We start from the raw sequence: 15,351 nt of genomic DNA on the forward strand, positions 1-15,351 counted from the left end.
GTGAGCTCGATGGGCGGGACGACAGGGTCCCGAAGGGAAGCGCTTATGCGAAGGAATGGTGCCGGATCAAGCCGACGGCCTCGCGATGTCGCGCGTCTTTACCCGGATTGGCGGGTCAGGAAAGGGCGAAGGCGCCCAGCGGGCGCCTTGCCTATGCAAATCACAGCCATTCCAGGAGCTGTTCCACAAGAACGACGTGACAAATCGTACTTCAGGAAGCTCAGGCGGCTGCTGGGCCATCCTTCGAGACGGCCCAGTTCCAATACGTTCAGCCGCTGCAGTTCGTCTTGCCGCATTTGCGAACGGCGTCGATCTTCTGCTTCAGCGCTGGCTGGCCGACGGCGCCGAACACCACTTCGTCGCCGATGATGAAGGCAGGCGTGCCGGTCAGGCCGAGCCGGTCGCCGAGCGCAACCGTCTGCTCGATCACGGCGCGCGTCGCCGGAGCTTCCATCTCCTTTTTGACGCGCTCGATGTCGACGCCAGCGTCCTTGGCGATCTCAAGCGCCTTGGCGCCGTTGATCCGGCCCTTGGTCGCCATCAGCTTGAGGTGGAAATCCCAGTACTTCTGGCCCTGGAGCTGGTTTTTCACCGCGATCGCGACACGGCTCGCCTCGACCGAGTCCGGTCCGAGGATCGGGAAGTCCTTGATCACGACCTTGAGCTTGGGATCGTCCTTGGCGAGTGCGCGGACGTCTTCCATCGCCCTTTTGCAGAAGCCGCAATTGTAATCCATGAACTCGACCAGGGTGACGTCGCCCTGCGGGTTGCCGGCGATCACCGAGGTCGCCGGATCGGTCAGGCTGGCCTTCTCGGCCGCGAGCGCATTGCGCTGCGCCTCGACCTGCGCGACCTGGTTGCGCTTCTCGAGCTCCACCATCGCTTCCTGGATCAGCTCGGGGTTCTTGAGCAGCGTCTCGCGGATCAGCTCGACCACCGCCTTGCGCTGGTCGGGCGACAGCGCTTGGGCCTGGGCCGGCACGGCGGCGGCACCGAGTGCACAGGCGGCGATGCCGGCGAGAGCCAGGCGGCGCAGCGAAGAGAAGATCATGGCGACGGTCCTTTCAGGGCGCGATTCGAGCGCTGTAGATCACGATGATTTTGGATCGGATCGATCCAAAATCATCGTGATCGATTCAAAAAGTTAGAGCAGGATTCCTGCGAAAAACCGGTTCCCACTTTTTCGCATCCTGCTCTGCGTTGTTGTTTGTCGGGTGCAACATACGCGACGATGCCGCGAGCGCGCAGTGCTCCAGGCGTCCCCTGCGGCAATTTGGCCAAGTCCGGGCTCGCTTGCGTGCAGGCAATGCTCCAATCGTGCTTGGCAAAACCTGAGCGTTGAAGGCGAAAGTGCTGCATAACCTGACGATTCTTGTCTTCCACGAGCGGGGCAGCGTCAATTCACAGCTTTGCCAGCGGAGCGACCCGGCATCCCTGCAGCAGGATCGTGATCCTGCCATGGCAAAGCGCGAAAAGGCTTGTCGCGCCCGCAAGGCAGGGCAACAGATAAACGCGCAACCGCAAGAGGCCGTCATGTCGAAGCTGCTGTTCCCTGCCCTCGCCCTCGGGCTTGCCCTGCCGCTCTTCGCGACCGCGACCCCCGCGGCGGCCCAGAGCTGCGAGGACCTCTGGTATCAGCGCAACGAGATCTACAAGGCGCAGGGCTACTGCTTCCGCACGCAGCGCGGCATCAGCGCCTTCGGCAATGCCGGCTGCCAGTACGACAATGTCGAGGACGTGCCGCTCTCGGCGACCCAGCGCCGCGTCGTCGCCGACATCCAGCGCGCCGAGCGCACGAGCCGCTGCCCGCGCTAGTCCGCCGCCCGCTCCAGTCGAAAGCGCTCGCTTTCGACGGCTTGCACCACGGCCGCCACGACGCCGTCGACATCGAGGCCAGCGGTCGGCAGGCCGTGATGCACGAGTTCGCCGAGATCGGCGAGCTGACCGTGCAAGGACGCGATTACCTGTGCGTCGGTCAGCATATCGCCGCCCCGCGCCTGGCAGCGCCCGATCGCCTCGTCCAACGGCGGCTGGAGCACGACATAGTGCGCTCCGGTCCCGTCCAGTCTGAACGGTGCCAGGAACCACGGGCCGATGATGCCGTCGACGACGACGAAATAGCCCCCCGCGTGCATAGGCGCAGGCAGCGGCTGCAAGAGCCTCCATCACCACCGCATTCTGAGCATGCGCTTCCGGCAGGAAGGGCGCGAGTGCGCCCTGCCCGATCGCATGCCAGAAATCGTCGGCATGGAGATGCACCTTGGCCGAACCCGGCAAGCTGACGAGGGCACGCGCCGTCGTCGTCTTGCCGGAGCCGGGCGAGCCGGTGAGGACGAGGATCTGGCCGGCGCAGTCGAGCATGTCGCCGTTCTAGTATCCGCAGGCGCAACCGGCCAGTTCGCCCAGCGCCTATCGGACCACCGCTAGCTTGCCGCCTGGAAGCGCACCTCGCCCTGGTTCAGGAAGCAGGTCTTGCTGAACAGCGAGAGATCCAGTGGGTTCGGCAGGCGGATGTCGCGGAGGTCCGGACAGGGCTTCGTTGCCGGATCGTAGGATCGGTCGATCTGCGAGATGAAGGCCAGGATCACGCCCTTCGCCTGCGCGAACACCTTCAGATCACGGATCTGCACCATCAGCTCGGGATTGCCGCGCTTCTGGTCGAGCAGTTGCAGATAATCGACGATCGCAAGCGTGCCCCGGGGCGCTTCGGCCAGTGAGCGCATGATGTGATCGGCGCTGATTGCGTCCGAATCGTCGAAGCCGAACAGCGGCTCGAATTGTGTGGGATCGGCGCCGAGCGCCCGGAAACGGTCCAGCACGTCCTTGGCCGTGTACTCCAATGTGAAGAATACGGCCCGGCGGCCGGATTTCATCGCCGCCGTCGCGAGCTTGAGGCTGAGCAGCGTCTTGCCGTGCCCCGGCCGCGCCCCGATCAGCAGCAAATCTCCGGGCACCAGGCGGGCGAACAGCTCATCGGCCGAAAGCGAGTCGGCCGATTTGGCTGTGAGCAGGCTCCAGGCGCCGAAACCTTCGCCGATGGCGACGCGGTCGAGTGCGAGATGGAGCGGGATGCCTTCCTGGCGCGACAGCGCCTTTGCCTGGCGCTTCAGTCGATAGACGGGTGCGGTGAGCTTCATCGATGACCTCCTGATGCGAGCCGTTTCCGCAACCCCTCCTTATGCGCAGCGCTCGAACAGTCGGTTCGACGATCGGATAGGCCCTGCACGGCAGCGTGCTTCCCCGTTGGAGGGAGGAGGCGCGGGCAGCGCCAGAATCACAGCATAACCGATGCCGCCCGCGCCGTCGCCTTATGCCGATCCCAATTGAAGCTGCGCAGATGGTCGACGAGGGCGCGCAGCTTCGGCGCGGCGGCGCGCCGGCTCGGATAATAGAGGTAGAAGCCCGCGAAATACGGGGAGAACTCCTGCAGCAGTGGCTCCAGCTCGCCACGCGCGATGGCGGGACGGAAGCTCTCTTCCATGCCGAAGGTGATGCCGGCGGCCGCCACAGCGAGCTTGATCATCAGCGCCATGTCGCTGGTGGTGATCTCCGGTGCGACCGCGACGCTGAATTCCTTACCATCCTCGGCGAACTCCCAGCGATAGGGCGGCAGCTTCGGCCCCGGCCGCCAGCCGATGCAGCGATGCACCGCCAGCTCGCGCGGATGTTCCGGCACACCGAAGCGCTGGCGATAGCTGGGAGCGCAGACGGCAAGCTGGCGCTCCTCGCCGCCGATCGAGACCGCGATCATGTCCTGCTCGATGACCTCGCCGAGCCTGACGCCTGCATCGTAGCCGGCGGCGACGATGTCGAACTCCTCGTCGGTCACGGTGATGTCGAGCTCGACCTCCGGGTTGGCCGCAGCGAAGCCGGCGAGGAACGGCCCGGACAGGAAGCGCTCGGCGATCGACGATACTGCAAGACGCAGGCGCCCGCGCGCACCGGCGCGCAGATCACGCGTTGCCTCGACCGCGGCGCGCAGGTCGGACAGCGCGGGGCCGAGATCGGCAAGGAGGCGCTCGCCCGCCTCGGTCAGGCTGACGCTGCGCGTGGTGCGTTGCACGAGCGCGATGCCGAGCTTCTCCTCCAGCTTCCTGATCGTCTGGCTGACGGCCGAGCGCGTGACGCCAGCGCGATCGGCCGCGCCGCGAAAGCTCTGCTCTTCGGCGACGAGCGCGAACACGGCAAGCGCGTTGAGGTCCATCTCCATTGGTTAGAAAAACTCTCCAGACTGGCAATGAATGAGCGGCTTATCGCGACAATGGCCTGCTCCTAGCTTTCGGGCAACCGCAACGACGCGGTTCCAAAGACGGAGATCGACATGCCTCTCGACAAGGTCGTCCTTATCACTGGCGCCTCCAGTGGGATCGGCGCCGGCATCGCCCGCGAGCTTGCAGCGGCCGGAGCGAAACTGATGCTCGGCGCGCGCCGCACCAACCGGCTCGAAGTACTCGCCGAAGAGATCGCGGCGAAGGGCGGCGAGGTCCACACCCGCCGGCTCGACGTCACCGACCGCGCCGATGTCGCCGCCTTCGCCGAAGCGGCGCGCGAGGCCTTCGGCCGCGTCGACGTCATCGTCAACAATGCCGGCGTCATGCCGCTCTCGCTGATGGCCTCGCTCAAGGTCGACGAGTGGGACCAGATGATCGACGTCAACATCAAGGGCGTACTCTACGGTATCGCCGCCGTGCTGCCGGAGATGACGGCACGCGGTTCCGGCCATGTCATCAACATCGCTTCCATCGGCGCGCTCAGCGTTTCGCCGACGGCGGCCGTCTACTGCGCGACCAAATACGCCGTGCGCGCGATCTCAAACGGTTTGCGCCAGGAACACGCCGACCTGCGCGTCACCTGCATCCATCCCGGCGTGGTCGAGAGCGAGCTCGCCGGCACCATCACCGATCCGGCCGCGGCTGAGCTGATGCGCAGCTATCGCGCCATCGCGCTCAAGCCGGACGCGATCGGCCGGGCCGTGCGCTTCGCGATCGAGCAACCCGACGATGTCGACGTCAACGAGATCGTCATCCGCCCCACCGCCACCCGCTGAGGAGGAAATCATGACCATGTCGATGCAGTCCCCGCTGCGCGCCGCAGCCACAGCCTTCGCCCTCGCGGTGATGCCCGCACCGGCCAGCGCCGAAACGAGCGAGGAGCGCCGCAAGCGCGGCGACGCCGTCGTCCGCAGCCTGAACAATGGCTCGCCGCAGCAGGCGCTAGAACGCATGCGGCAGGAATTTCCCTTCCTCGCCGAGGCGACCGAAGCCTATGCGCTCGGCGATGTCTGGTCGCGGACCGGCCTCGACAGCCGCACGCGCCAGCTCGCCGCGGTGGCGGCGTTCGCGGCGACCGGCCAGACCGCCTTCATGAAGGTCCACGCCGGCTACGCCCTCAATATCGGCGTGCCCGAGGGAGAGCTGAAGGAGATCGTCTACCTGATCACGGTGCCGGCCGGCATCTCGCGGGCGATCGCCGCCTCCCAGGCGATGTCGGAGCTTTTCGCCGAGCGACGCAAGCAGTGAGGGTAACGCTCATGACCCCCTTGCTCATGAACGCCTTGTTGCTGCTGGCCGCCGGCGTCGGCCTTGCCACCACGACCATCCAGAATGGACCGGAAGGATCCGCCCGCATGAACCTCACCCAGACCGCCGCGGCCCAAAGCCCGCAAAGCCACCCCTATGTCGGCCTGTGGGTCACCGCCGACGGCCATGTCCGCCACAACCTCCTGCCGAACGACCGTTACGACGAGGCGCGCGGCAATCGCGAGAGCGCCTATCGCGGCCGCTACAAGGTCACTGGCAGCTATATCGAGTACTGGGACGACACCGGCTTCACCGCCGACGGCACCTTCGTCGACGCCGATACGCTGCATCATGGCGGCATGATCCTGCGCCGCCGCCCCTGACATGAGGTGTCGGAGCCACTGCGCATTTGCTGTGGATGCGGCAACCGGCAGCACCTGCGCTCTCGCGCCCGCATGCTAGACCACCCCGCTCGCTCGACCTGCTCCGGGTCGAGCGAGCGCGGACTGAAGGCGACACGCTGGCAGGCATGAAGACTGGCATCGATATGGGGTCGACGCGTGGCGGCGAGCCCGCCGAGCTCGACCTCGCCGAACTGCTGGCGACGCGGCTGCTGGTGCAGGGCAATTCCGGCTCGGGCAAGTCGCATCTGCTGCGCCGCCTGCTGGAGCAGAGCGCGCCGCTGGTCCAGCAGGCCATCATCGATCCCGAGGGCGACTTCGTCTCGCTCGCCGACCAGTTCGGCCATGTCGTGGTCGACGGCACCGCGAGCCCGGTCGAACTGCAGAAGATCGCGCTGCGCGTGCGCCAGCACCGCGTCTCGGTCGTGCTTAACCTGGAAGAGCTCGACGCCGACGAGCAGTTGCGCGCCACCGCCGCCTTCCTCGGCGGCTTGTTCGATGTCGACCGCACCTACTGGTATCCGATGCTGGTCGTGGTCGACGAAGCCCAGCTCTTCGCGCCAGTGATGGCGGGTGAGGCCTCGGATGAGGCGCGGCGCCAGTCGCTCGGCGCCATGACCAATTTGATGTGCCGCGGCCGCAAGCGCGGGCTCGCCGGTGTGATCGCGACGCAGCGCCTCGCCAAGCTCGCCAAGAACGTCGCGGCGGAAGCCTCCAACTTCCTGATGGGGCGCACTTTCCTCGATATCGACATGCAGCGCGCCGCCGACCTCCTCGGCATGGACCGGCGCCAGGCCGAGATGTTCCGCGACCTCGAGCGCGGCCAGTTCGTCGCGCTCGGCCCTGCTTTGTCGAAGAAGCCGCTTCCGGTCCGGATCGGCCCGGTCGCCTCGGTCGATCGCGGCGGCGCGCCGAGCCTGCTGCCGCTGCCCGACCAGGCGCCGGAGGATGCCAGCAAGCTGATCTTCACTGCCGGCGAAGGTGAGGTAGCGCCCGCGCCCTGGCCGAAGCAGCCGCGCCCGCGTCCGGCGGTGGCGCCCGAGATCATCCGCCGGATCGAGACGCATCAGCCGGTGCCGCCGCCCGAGCCCGAGATCGAGATGGACCCGGCCGAGCGCGCCGCGGCGCTGGTCGAGATCCTGAACGAACTGCTCGACGATCCCGAGGCACGCGACCGTCCGGTCGCCGTGCTCTACCAGGACTTCACCGTGCGCTGCCGGATGCGCCGCGTCAGCGGGCCGGAGACGAGCCTGGATGCCTTCCGCAAGCGGCTCGCGGTCGCCCGCGCCGGGGCGAGCGAGGAGGTCCTGTCCTCCGATGCCTGGGAAAAGGCGCTGACCGCGGCCGAGACCTTGCCGGAAGACCTGCACGGGCTCTTCCTGTTCATCGCCCGCAGCGCCATCGAAGGCGCGCCCTGCCCGTCGGACGCCGAGCTGGCCGAAGCCTATGGCAGCCATTCGCCAAGCCGGGCGCGCCGCCTGATCGGCTATATCGAGGAGCGCGGCCTCCTCGTCTGCCATGTCGACTTCCGCGGCCAACGCACGCTGGCTTTGCCGTCACTCGGCGTCGAGACCGCGCCCAGCCTTGCCTCGCCGCTGGTCAAGGGCCTGCCGCCGCGGCGCGCGCGGGGTTAGCGAAACGCGTCATTCTCGGGCGAAGCGAAGCGCAGACCCGAGAATCTCAGGACGAGAAGGCGCCTATTGGAACCTCTTCCGGCCTGAGATGCTCGGGTCAAACCCGAGCATGACGCGCTTTGACTGCCCTCAATGCCCCTTGCTGGTGCCGCTGAGGGTCATCCGGTCGACCCAGGCGATGCCGAGCGCCGAGAAGATGAAGATGGTGTGGATCAGCGTCTGCAGCAGTACGCCCGTGGTGGTGTAGTTCGTCGCGTTCGGCCCGCCGATATTGCCGGCCTCGATGAAGGTCCGCAGCAGGTGGATCGACGAGATGCCGATGATCGCCATGGCAAGCTTGATCTTGAGGATCGAGGCGTTGACGTGGCTGAGCCATTCCGGCTGGTCGGGATGATTCTGCAGCCGAAGGCGCGAGACGAAGGTCTCGTAACCGCCGACGATCACCATGATCAGCAGGTTCGAGATCATCACGACGTCGATCAGGCCGAGCACGACCAGCATGATCTGCTGCTCGCTGAAATTGAAGGCGTGCGTGACGAGGTGCCAGAGCTCCTTCAGGAACAGAAAGACGTAGACGCACTGCGCCACGATCAGGCCGAGATAGAGCGGCACCTGCAGCCAGCGCGAGGCGAAGATCACCATCGGCAATGGCTTGAGCGGCCCGTTGGCGGGAAGGTCGGCGGGTTCGGCGGAGTGCGACATGAGGCTCCAGGATCGATGCTGCAGTGCGGAAATGTCCGCCAGATGGGGCCTGATGTCGCCGCACGCAAGCCGAAAAACGCCGAAAGCTGTCGGAAGTCGTTGAAATTTCGCCGCGTTTTGCGTTTACTTCGGCCGGTAAGGTGACTGTGCCTGGGTGGCTGATGAGTTCACCGGAGAATCCTCCCAGCCGGGAGGGACAAGGAGTTCGAGATGATCAGGACAACGATGATCGCCGCCGCGCTTGCGAGCGGTTTCGCCCTCGCCACGCCGGCGGCCGCCGCGCCTCTTGCGCCCGCTGCGGCCGCAGTTGCCACCGCCGGCACGACCAATCTCGTCGAGCAGGTGCAGTACCGCCGCTATTACGGCCCGCGCTACGGCTATCGCGGCGGCTATTATGGCCGGGGTTATGGCTATCGCGGCGGGCGCGGTGCCGCCGTTGGCGCCGGCATCGCGGCCGGTGCGCTCGGCGCTCTCGCCGCTGGCGCTCTGCTCGCACCCGGCCCGGTCTATGCCGCCCCGCCGCCCGTCTATGGGGCGCCGGCGCCCGTCTACGCCGCACCAGATGGCGACGCGATCGCCTATTGCTCGCGCCGCTTCCGCAGCTACGACCCCGAGACCGGCACCTATATCGGCTCGGGCGGCGTGGTCCGCGCCTGCCCGTAAGGTCGGCGCCGCTTTCGGATCGTATCGAGGCCTCCCCGCACGGGGGAGGCCTTTTTTCTGAGCGGCAGGATACAGGGCCCAGGCGCAGCGGGTGTCTGAGATGGGTGGTTTTCCGACGTTCGTGGAGCGCCACCCGGGCGTCGCGATTGCGCCAACTCACGGACTCTGCTTACGCGACATTGATGCCAGCAAGGTGTAACCTGCCGCGAGGGTCACCTGCTCCTGGCTCTCAACAACGCGCTCGCGTTCCGCGGGGAGTCACCGTTCCGTCCATGTTAGATTTTCGAAAGATGGAAGACGCGCAAACACTCGCGCAAGCGATCGTCAACACCATCCCCGAGCCATTCCTCGTGCTCGATGACGAATTTCGCGTGTTGGCAGCCAGCGTTTCGTTCTACAAAATCTTCAAGGTCGATCCCGACCATACGCAGGGCCGCCTGCTTTATTCGCTGGGCGACGGTCAATGGGATATCCCCACCCTACGTGTCCTTTTGGAGACGATCATACCTGAGCAGGCCGCCATGGACGGCTTCGAAGTCGAGCACGATTTTCCCAATCTGGGCCACAGGGTGATGCTCCTGAACGCTCGCCAGGTGATTTACGAAGGCGAACTAAAATCGACGATCCTTCTCGCGTTTATGGATATCACGAGCCGCCGGGCGATCGAACGGGAGAAGGAAGAACTCCTTAGGAGGACCGAGGAACTCCTGCAGCAGAAGGAAATTCTGCTTAAAGAGATGCAACATCGCGTCGCCAACAGTCTTCAGATCATTGCGAGCATACTGCTATTGAAAGCGCGGGCCGTATTGTCGGAAGAAACGCGCCAGCACCTGAAAGATGCCCACCAGCGGGTGATGTCGGTCGCCGAGGTGCAGCGACATCTACATTCATCCGAAGGCGTCGATCAGATCGAGGTCAGTTCATATTTGAGGAATCTCTGCGATAGTCTCGCGATCTCTATGGTCGGAGAAGGCCAGCCCATCGCAATCAAGGTCATGGCCCACTCAGGCGTGATCGGCTCTGACAAAGCGGTAAGCATTGGCCTGATCGTCACCGAGCTTGTCATTAATGCAATCAAATATGCATTCCCTTCGGCCAAGGCAGGCGCAATGATCCTTGTGACCTACGAGATTGATGCAGGGGACTGGAAACTGACGGTCTCCGACAATGGCGTTGGGAAATGCGCCAGCGACGGCACCGGGCACAACAGCGGATTGGGGACGGCCATCGTGCAAGCGCTCGTGAAGCAGCTCGACGCTGCGATGGACACTGTCAGCGGCAGGGACGGGATGAAAATCTCAATCACGCGGGCGACATTCACATCGAATATGCCAAGGGCAGCCTAAACCGCCACCTACCGACTGCTTGAAGGATCGCGCGGGGGAACGGGATGGTGCGCGGCCATCGAGGGCGGTGGCCGCCAATGGCAGTTCGGGTCGATTGTCCCCTCTGCCTTGGCGTGGCTCCTGACTTGCCTTGGCGCTCCTCTGGGTACTTATGTGCCGCGCCCTGAGAATCCGGAGTCAGCCCGTGCGCATCGCCACTTGGAACGTCAACTCGATCCGCCAGCGCCTGACGCATGTGCTCGCCTTCCTGAAGGAAGCAGAGCCCGACGCGCTCTGCCTGCAGGAACTGAAATGCGTCGACGCCGACTTTCCGCGCGCCGAGATCGAGGACGCCGGCTGGCAGGTCGCGATCCATGGCCAGAAGGGCTTCAACGGCGTCGCCATCATCTCGCGCAGCAAGCTCGAGGGTGTCCGCCGCGGCCTGCCGGGTGATGATGGCGACGAGCAGGCGCGCTATCTCGAAGGCGTGCTGCCGCATGGCGACGGCGTGGTGCGGCTGGCCTCGATCTATCTGCCGAACGGCAATCCGCCGAACACCGAGAAATACCCCTACAAGCTCGCCTGGATGGAGCGGCTCGCGGTGCACGCCAAGGGCCTGCTGGCCCATGAGGAGCCGCTGGTGCTCGCCGGCGACTACAACGTCATCCCCGAGCCGCGCGACGCGCGCGATCCCGCCGCCTGGACCGGCGATGCGCTCTTCCTGCCGCCGACCCGTACTGCCTTCCGCAAGCTGCAGAGTCTCGGCTTCACCGAGGCGCTGCGCGCCAGCACCGACGCGCCCGGCCTCTACACCTTCTGGGACTATCAGGCCGGCGCCTGGCAGCGGAACAACGGCATCCGCATCGACCATCTCCTGCTTTCGCCGCAGGCCGCCGACAAGCTCGGCGCCGTCTCGATCGCCAAGCATGTCCGCGGCTGGGAGAAGGCCTCGGACCATGTGCCGGTACTGATCGAGCTGAACTGAGCATGCTGAAGGTCATCGCCCAGGATTTCATCAAGCTCGACAGCATCGAGCTGGTGAAGCCGCTCTACCGGGAGCTGGTCGAGAAGACGAAGGCTGAGCCGCTCTGCCTCGCCTATGATCTCTTCATCGACCAGAAGGATCCCGGGCATTTCGTCTTCGTCGAGCAATGGCCGGACCAGGCGGCACTGGACGCCCATTGCCGGAGCGAGCACTTCACCCGGCTGGTGCCGCTGATCAACCGGCACCAGCGGCAGGATTGCATCGTCACGCTGATGGATGCGTTCGCAGCCTAGGCAAAGGCTGGCTTCGGGCGACGCGGCTATTGCGGCGAGCCGCGCTTGATTCCGTCCTTGATGAACACCCGGAATGGCGTCGTGCCGCTGGCGCTGCCATCGGCCGAGCGCCACTGGCCCTTGCTGCAGAGCACGCCGCCCTGTGTCTGCGTCGCCTCGAACGCGATCAGGTTGTGATAGGTCGTCCCGTTCGGCTCGACGGCGCGGAACTTCGTCGTGCATGTGCCGTCGGCGACCACCGGATCATAATCGTGGATCATGATCCCGCCCCCGCCCGTGCTCGGAAACGGGTTGGTCAGCGGGGGCCAGTCGCCAAAGTTCTCCTGGGCGGCGGCGCCGTGGATGGCGAGCGCGGTACACGCTGCGATGAAGCTGAAGAATGCGGCGTCGCGCATGGCAAGGCCTCCGAGGTCCGATACCTCGGCTACGTGGCCTGACAGTGCTTGGATGCAGTCGCGCACGCATCGGACCGAAAGTGGAATCCACTTTTCGGAAGAATCCGATGCTAAAACTATGTGATAGATCATCGTGATCGCGCCCATTCGGGCGCGCGATGATCTAGCGCCGTTCGGCGCGGCCGTGCTGGCGCTCGACCAGTGCCAGCGCGGCAGTCCGGTCATTCGCGTTCGCGCTGGCGAAGGCGGCGTCGTAGCGCTCGACGATCCAGGTCTCGCGGGTGGCATCGGCGCCCTCGCGGGCCAGCGCCAGCCACATCAGCCCCATGATCGGGTGCCGCGGCACTCCGTCGCCACCGCGCAGCAGCATGTCGCCGAAGACGGCGCGCGCCGGAGCATGGCCCTTCTCGGCCGCAAGCTTCATCCAGCGCGCCGCCTGGCGCGGATCGCGCGCCACGCTGGTGCCGTTGAGATAGAGCCGGGCGAGATTGTACTGGCCGTCCGGGTCGCCGAAATAGGAGGCGGCGTAGTGGAACATGTCGAAGGCGCGATCGGGATTGGGCTTCACATAGGTGCCCTTGATCCCATCGAGGAAATAGCCGCCGAGCGCGACGAAGGCGGCCGCGACGATGCGTCCATCCGAGGTGCCGGGCATCTCGTCGGCATTCTCGTCGGCGATCTTCGAGAAATACTCGAAGGCCTTGAGATCGTTGACCGGAACGCCATCGCCGCTGGCAAAGACACGCCCGAGTTTGAACTGCGCGGCCAGGTGTCCCTGCGCTGCAGCGTATTCGAGCGCGCGGACCGCACCGACCTGATCGCCGGCGGTCGAATCGCGCATCCAGGCCTTCAGCGCGTCCCGGGCGCTGCTGAACGGGGCAATCGGCAATGCGGTGTGGGCAGCGGGGCCGCTCGGAGCCGGCGCGATCGCGCCGCGACCTGGAACGAGCGGGACGGTAAGGCTCTCCACCTCCGGCTCCGGCAGGGCGATGCCCGGAATCGGGCGCGGCGGCACCGGAATGCGCCCCGCGGACGCGTCCTGCGCCCAAGCTGCCTGCTGGCAGCCCAGAGCGAGCAACGCTCCTGCAATGATGGCCTCAGATATCCGCATAACACTGTATCTCGGCTGCGCCCCCGGATGGGTGACGGCGCCGCCCTTGGCGGAACCGACCGTCTGCGCGTATTTCCAGAGTGCGCCCGACGTGTAATCCGTCTTGCGCGGCGTCCAGGCCTTAAGACGCTCCTCAAGTTCGGCATCAGAAAGGCGGACTGCGAGCTTTCCTGTGATGGCGTCGAGCTCGATGATGTCGCCGTCGCGGATCAGGCCGATCGGCCCGCCGACCGCGGCCTCGGGGCCGACATGGCCGACGCAGAAGCCGCGCGTCGCGCCCGAGAAACGGCCGTCCGTGATCAGTGCGACCTTGTCGCCCATGCCCTGGCCATAGAGCGCCGCCGTGGTCGACAGCATCTCGCGCATGCCAGGGCCGCCCTTCGGCCCCTCATAGCGGATGACCAGCACGTCACCGACCTCGTATTCGCGTTTGCTGACGCAGGCGAAAGCGTCTTCCTCGCAATCGAAGCAGCGCGCCGGCCCGGTGAAGACGAGTTGCTCGGGCGTCATCCCGGCGATCTTCACGATCGCGCCCTCCGGCGCCAGATTGCCGACGAGGCCAACGACGCCGCCATTGTCGGAGAGCGGCTTGTTCGCCGGACGGATCACGTCCTGCTCATCGTTCCATTTCACCGAGGCGAGGTTCTCGGCGATGGTGCGGCCGGTGACCGTCATGCAGTCGCCGTGCAGGAAGCCGTGGTCGAGCAGGGTCTTCATCAGCAGCGGGATGCCGCCGACCTCGAACATGTCCTTGGCGACGTATTTCCCGCCCGGCTTCAGATCGGCGATATAGGGCGTCTTCTTGAAGATCTCGGCGACGGCGAAGAGGTCGAAGTCGATGCCGCATTCATGCGCGATCGCCGGCAGGTGCAGCGCGCCATTGGTCGAGCCGCCGGAAGCGGCGACGACCATCGCGGCGTTCTCCAGCGCCTTGCGGGTGACGATGTCGCGCGGCCGGATGTTCCGGGCGATCAGCTCCATCACCATCTCGCCGGCGGTGTAGCAGAAGGCGTCGCGGACATCGTAGGGCGCCGGGGCGCCGCAGCTATAGGGCAAGGCCAGGCCGATCGCCTCGGCCACCGTCGCCATGGTGTTGGCGGTGAACTGGGCGCCGCAGGAGCCCGCGGACGGGCAGGCTGCCTCCTCGAGTTCCTTGAGATCCTCGTCCGACATCGCGCCGACCGAGTGCTTGCCGACAGCCTCGAACACGTCCTGGACCGTGACCGGCTTGCCCTTGAAGGTGCCGGGCAGGATCGAGCCGCCATAGATGAAGATCGACGGCACGTTGAGGCGCACCATCGCCATCATCATGCCGGGCAGCGACTTGTCGCAGCCGGCGAGGCCGACCAGTGCATCATAGCAGTGGCCGCGCATGGTCAGCTCGACCGAGTCGGCGATGACCTCGCGCGAAGCCAGCGACGACTTCATGCCCTGGTGGCCCATGGCGATGCCGTCGGTCACGGTGATCGTGCAGAACTCGCGCGGCGTGCCGGCGGCCGAGGCGACGCCCTTTTTCACGGCCTGGGCCTGGCGCATCAGCGAGATGTTGCAGGGCGCAGCTTCGTTCCAGCAGGAGGCGACGCCGACGAAGGGCTGCGCGATCTGCTTCGCGGTCATGCCCATCGCGTAATAATAGGAACGATGCGGCGCACGGGCCGGCCCGACACTGACATGCCGGCTGGGCAACTTCGACTTATCGAAAACGCGCGCGTCCATGCAAACTCTGTCCCGCCACCCCACCTGGCGGGCGCCAGATGTGCCACGCTGTTGCCCGCCGGTGCAATCATCTGCCCCTAGGCGGCATGCGAAGCATTTTTCTGCTGCGCACCCTGCCCGATGGGGCTTAATTCTTCCGTATCCCAGATAGTTACTGAAGTTTGCAGCTGGGGCCGCTTTGTGGCGGCTTCGCGGCAATCGTGGCGGCCTGCCGGGCCAGCGCTGCAATAGCTGCCGATGTTGTAGAAATGTCACGAATTTTAGGGATCGCGGCGGGACATGCGATATCTCAACTGCAACCCGACGCCCGCGGAACCCCACGGTTCACAATCCCGGTACGGCGCGGCGGGGATAAAGTCTTTGGAATGGAATGAACTGATCCTGGCGAAATCAGGGGTGCCGCCAGCAGCCCTGGGCAACAAGCGCATCATTCTCAAGCTATTGGAGTCTTGCGACTTTTGAAGCGTACTACGGGTGTCGCCCGGGTTGGGAGGCGAAGTTCACGCTCATCAGATTAGAATTTGTATAATCAAGGCATAGTTTAGAATTTATATAACCCATTGAAATGAAAGGTATATTTCTTGACCGCCTCTATTTCTCCTTCTAC

At 65.3% G+C, this 15,351-nt stretch carries 15 protein-coding genes and 2 pseudogenes; 9 read left to right on the plus strand and 8 right to left on the minus strand.

Annotated elements, in window-relative coordinates; genetic code table 11:
• Positions 1-268: 268 nt before the first annotated feature.
• Positions 269-1,051: a DsbA family protein gene (locus QO058_RS02635; protein WP_284170186.1), complete on the minus strand. Its 783-nt coding sequence runs from the start codon at positions 1,049-1,051 to the stop codon at positions 269-271.
• A gap of 482 nt (positions 1,052-1,533) precedes the next feature.
• On the opposite strand from QO058_RS02635, the gene QO058_RS02640 reads away from it, so the two are divergent.
• Positions 1,534-1,815 carry a YARHG domain-containing protein gene (locus QO058_RS02640; protein WP_284170187.1) on the plus strand — a complete coding sequence of 94 codons (282 nt, stop codon included), beginning with the start codon at positions 1,534-1,536 and terminating at the stop codon, positions 1,813-1,815.
• On the opposite strand, the pseudogene QO058_RS02645 reads toward QO058_RS02640, so the two are convergent.
• The 3 genes and pseudogenes from QO058_RS02645 to QO058_RS02655 all read right to left on the minus strand — a co-directional run bounded on the left by QO058_RS02645 (position 1,812) and on the right by QO058_RS02655 (position 4,210).
• Positions 1,812-2,361 (minus strand): annotated as a pseudogene (locus QO058_RS02645) (AAA family ATPase). The gene QO058_RS02640 and the pseudogene QO058_RS02645 overlap by 4 nt on opposite strands.
• 62 nt (positions 2,362-2,423) lie before the next feature.
• Complete coding sequence (locus tag QO058_RS02650) at positions 2,424-3,137, minus strand: DNA helicase (RefSeq protein ID WP_284170188.1); 714 nt, start codon at positions 3,135-3,137, stop codon at positions 2,424-2,426.
• A gap of 137 nt (positions 3,138-3,274) precedes the next feature.
• Positions 3,275-4,210 (minus strand): LysR substrate-binding domain-containing protein, encoded by a 936-nt coding sequence (locus QO058_RS02655; RefSeq protein WP_284170189.1) that lies wholly within the window; start codon positions 4,208-4,210, stop codon positions 3,275-3,277.
• 111 nt (positions 4,211-4,321) lie between these two features.
• On the opposite strand from QO058_RS02655, the gene QO058_RS02660 reads away from it, so the two are divergent.
• The 4 genes from QO058_RS02660 to QO058_RS02675 all read left to right on the plus strand — a co-directional run bounded on the left by QO058_RS02660 (position 4,322) and on the right by QO058_RS02675 (position 7,554).
• On the plus strand, positions 4,322-5,047 hold the full coding sequence (locus tag QO058_RS02660; protein WP_284170190.1) for an SDR family oxidoreductase: 726 nt from the start codon (positions 4,322-4,324) through the stop codon (positions 5,045-5,047).
• Between the two features lie 10 nt (positions 5,048-5,057).
• Positions 5,058-5,519 (plus strand): carboxymuconolactone decarboxylase family protein, encoded by a 462-nt coding sequence (locus QO058_RS02665; protein ID WP_432212003.1) that lies wholly within the window; start codon positions 5,058-5,060, stop codon positions 5,517-5,519.
• A gap of 11 nt (positions 5,520-5,530) precedes the next feature.
• Positions 5,531-5,902, plus strand: a complete 372-nt coding sequence (locus tag QO058_RS02670) for an Atu4866 domain-containing protein (RefSeq protein ID WP_284170191.1) — start codon at positions 5,531-5,533, stop codon at positions 5,900-5,902.
• 146 nt (positions 5,903-6,048) lie between these two features.
• Complete coding sequence (locus QO058_RS02675) at positions 6,049-7,554, plus strand: helicase HerA domain-containing protein (protein ID WP_284170192.1); 1,506 nt, start codon at positions 6,049-6,051, stop codon at positions 7,552-7,554.
• A 129-nt stretch (positions 7,555-7,683) separates the two neighbouring features.
• Here QO058_RS02675 and QO058_RS02680 read toward each other — a convergent pair whose 3' ends face one another.
• Positions 7,684-8,256, minus strand: a complete 573-nt coding sequence (locus QO058_RS02680) for a TIGR00645 family protein (RefSeq protein WP_284170193.1) — start codon at positions 8,254-8,256, stop codon at positions 7,684-7,686.
• 210 nt (positions 8,257-8,466) lie between these two features.
• Between QO058_RS02680 and QO058_RS02685 the strand changes: the two genes are divergently transcribed.
• From QO058_RS02685 to QO058_RS02700, 4 genes are all read left to right on the plus strand, one after another.
• The gene (locus QO058_RS02685) at positions 8,467-8,919 is read left to right on the plus strand and encodes a BA14K family protein (protein ID WP_284170194.1); all 453 of its coding nucleotides are present in this window, start codon (positions 8,467-8,469) and stop codon (positions 8,917-8,919) included.
• 290 nt (positions 8,920-9,209) lie between these two features.
• Positions 9,210-10,265, plus strand: a complete 1,056-nt coding sequence (locus QO058_RS02690; RefSeq protein WP_284170195.1) for a sensor histidine kinase — start codon at positions 9,210-9,212, stop codon at positions 10,263-10,265.
• A 184-nt stretch (positions 10,266-10,449) separates the two neighbouring features.
• A complete protein-coding gene (gene xth / locus QO058_RS02695) occupies positions 10,450-11,229 on the plus strand; it encodes an exodeoxyribonuclease III (RefSeq protein ID WP_284170196.1) in 780 nt (259 codons plus the stop codon).
• Positions 11,230-11,231: 2 nt separating this feature from the next.
• Positions 11,232-11,522, plus strand: a complete 291-nt coding sequence (locus tag QO058_RS02700; RefSeq protein ID WP_284170197.1) for a putative quinol monooxygenase — start codon at positions 11,232-11,234, stop codon at positions 11,520-11,522.
• Between the two features lie 26 nt (positions 11,523-11,548).
• Here the strand turns inward: QO058_RS02700 and QO058_RS02705 are convergent, their stop codons facing one another.
• The 3 genes and pseudogenes from QO058_RS02705 to ilvD form a co-directional block, all read right to left on the minus strand.
• Positions 11,549-11,917, minus strand: coding sequence for a hypothetical protein (locus tag QO058_RS02705; protein WP_284170198.1), 369 nt, complete (start codon positions 11,915-11,917; stop codon positions 11,549-11,551).
• A gap of 163 nt (positions 11,918-12,080) precedes the next feature.
• Positions 12,081-13,028, minus strand: coding sequence for a tetratricopeptide repeat protein (locus QO058_RS30990; RefSeq protein ID WP_347975765.1), 948 nt, complete (start codon positions 13,026-13,028; stop codon positions 12,081-12,083).
• Positions 13,015-14,744: pseudogene (gene ilvD / locus QO058_RS30995) on the minus strand (dihydroxy-acid dehydratase). Before ilvD ends, QO058_RS30990 begins: the two are co-directional and overlap by 14 nt.
• Positions 14,745-15,351 lie beyond the last annotated feature (607 nt).

It is taken from the genome of Bosea vestrisii (genome assembly GCF_030144325.1).
In the GTDB taxonomy this organism is placed as follows: Bacteria; Pseudomonadota; Alphaproteobacteria; order Rhizobiales; family Beijerinckiaceae; genus Allobosea; species Allobosea vestrisii_A.

Coding starts and splice junctions, on each gene's coding strand:
- QO058_RS02635 (WP_284170186.1), bottom strand. CDS start 1,051: ATGATCTTCTCTTCGCTGCGCCGCCTGGCTCTCGCCGGCATCGCCGCC.
- QO058_RS02640 (WP_284170187.1), top strand. CDS start 1,534: ATGTCGAAGCTGCTGTTCCCTGCCCTCGCCCTCGGGCTTGCCCTGCCG.
- QO058_RS02650 (WP_284170188.1), bottom strand. CDS start 3,137: ATGAAGCTCACCGCACCCGTCTATCGACTGAAGCGCCAGGCAAAGGCG.
- QO058_RS02655 (WP_284170189.1), bottom strand. CDS start 4,210: ATGGAGATGGACCTCAACGCGCTTGCCGTGTTCGCGCTCGTCGCCGAA.
- QO058_RS02660 (WP_284170190.1), top strand. CDS start 4,322: ATGCCTCTCGACAAGGTCGTCCTTATCACTGGCGCCTCCAGTGGGATC.
- QO058_RS02665 (WP_432212003.1), top strand. CDS start 5,058: ATGACCATGTCGATGCAGTCCCCGCTGCGCGCCGCAGCCACAGCCTTC.
- QO058_RS02670 (WP_284170191.1), top strand. CDS start 5,531: ATGACCCCCTTGCTCATGAACGCCTTGTTGCTGCTGGCCGCCGGCGTC.
- QO058_RS02675 (WP_284170192.1), top strand. CDS start 6,049: ATGAAGACTGGCATCGATATGGGGTCGACGCGTGGCGGCGAGCCCGCC.
- QO058_RS02680 (WP_284170193.1), bottom strand. CDS start 8,256: ATGTCGCACTCCGCCGAACCCGCCGACCTTCCCGCCAACGGGCCGCTC.
- QO058_RS02685 (WP_284170194.1), top strand. CDS start 8,467: ATGATCAGGACAACGATGATCGCCGCCGCGCTTGCGAGCGGTTTCGCC.
- QO058_RS02690 (WP_284170195.1), top strand. CDS start 9,210: ATGGAAGACGCGCAAACACTCGCGCAAGCGATCGTCAACACCATCCCC.
- QO058_RS02700 (WP_284170197.1), top strand. CDS start 11,232: ATGCTGAAGGTCATCGCCCAGGATTTCATCAAGCTCGACAGCATCGAG.
- QO058_RS02705 (WP_284170198.1), bottom strand. CDS start 11,917: ATGCGCGACGCCGCATTCTTCAGCTTCATCGCAGCGTGTACCGCGCTC.
- QO058_RS30990 (WP_347975765.1), bottom strand. CDS start 13,028: ATGCGGATATCTGAGGCCATCATTGCAGGAGCGTTGCTCGCTCTGGGC.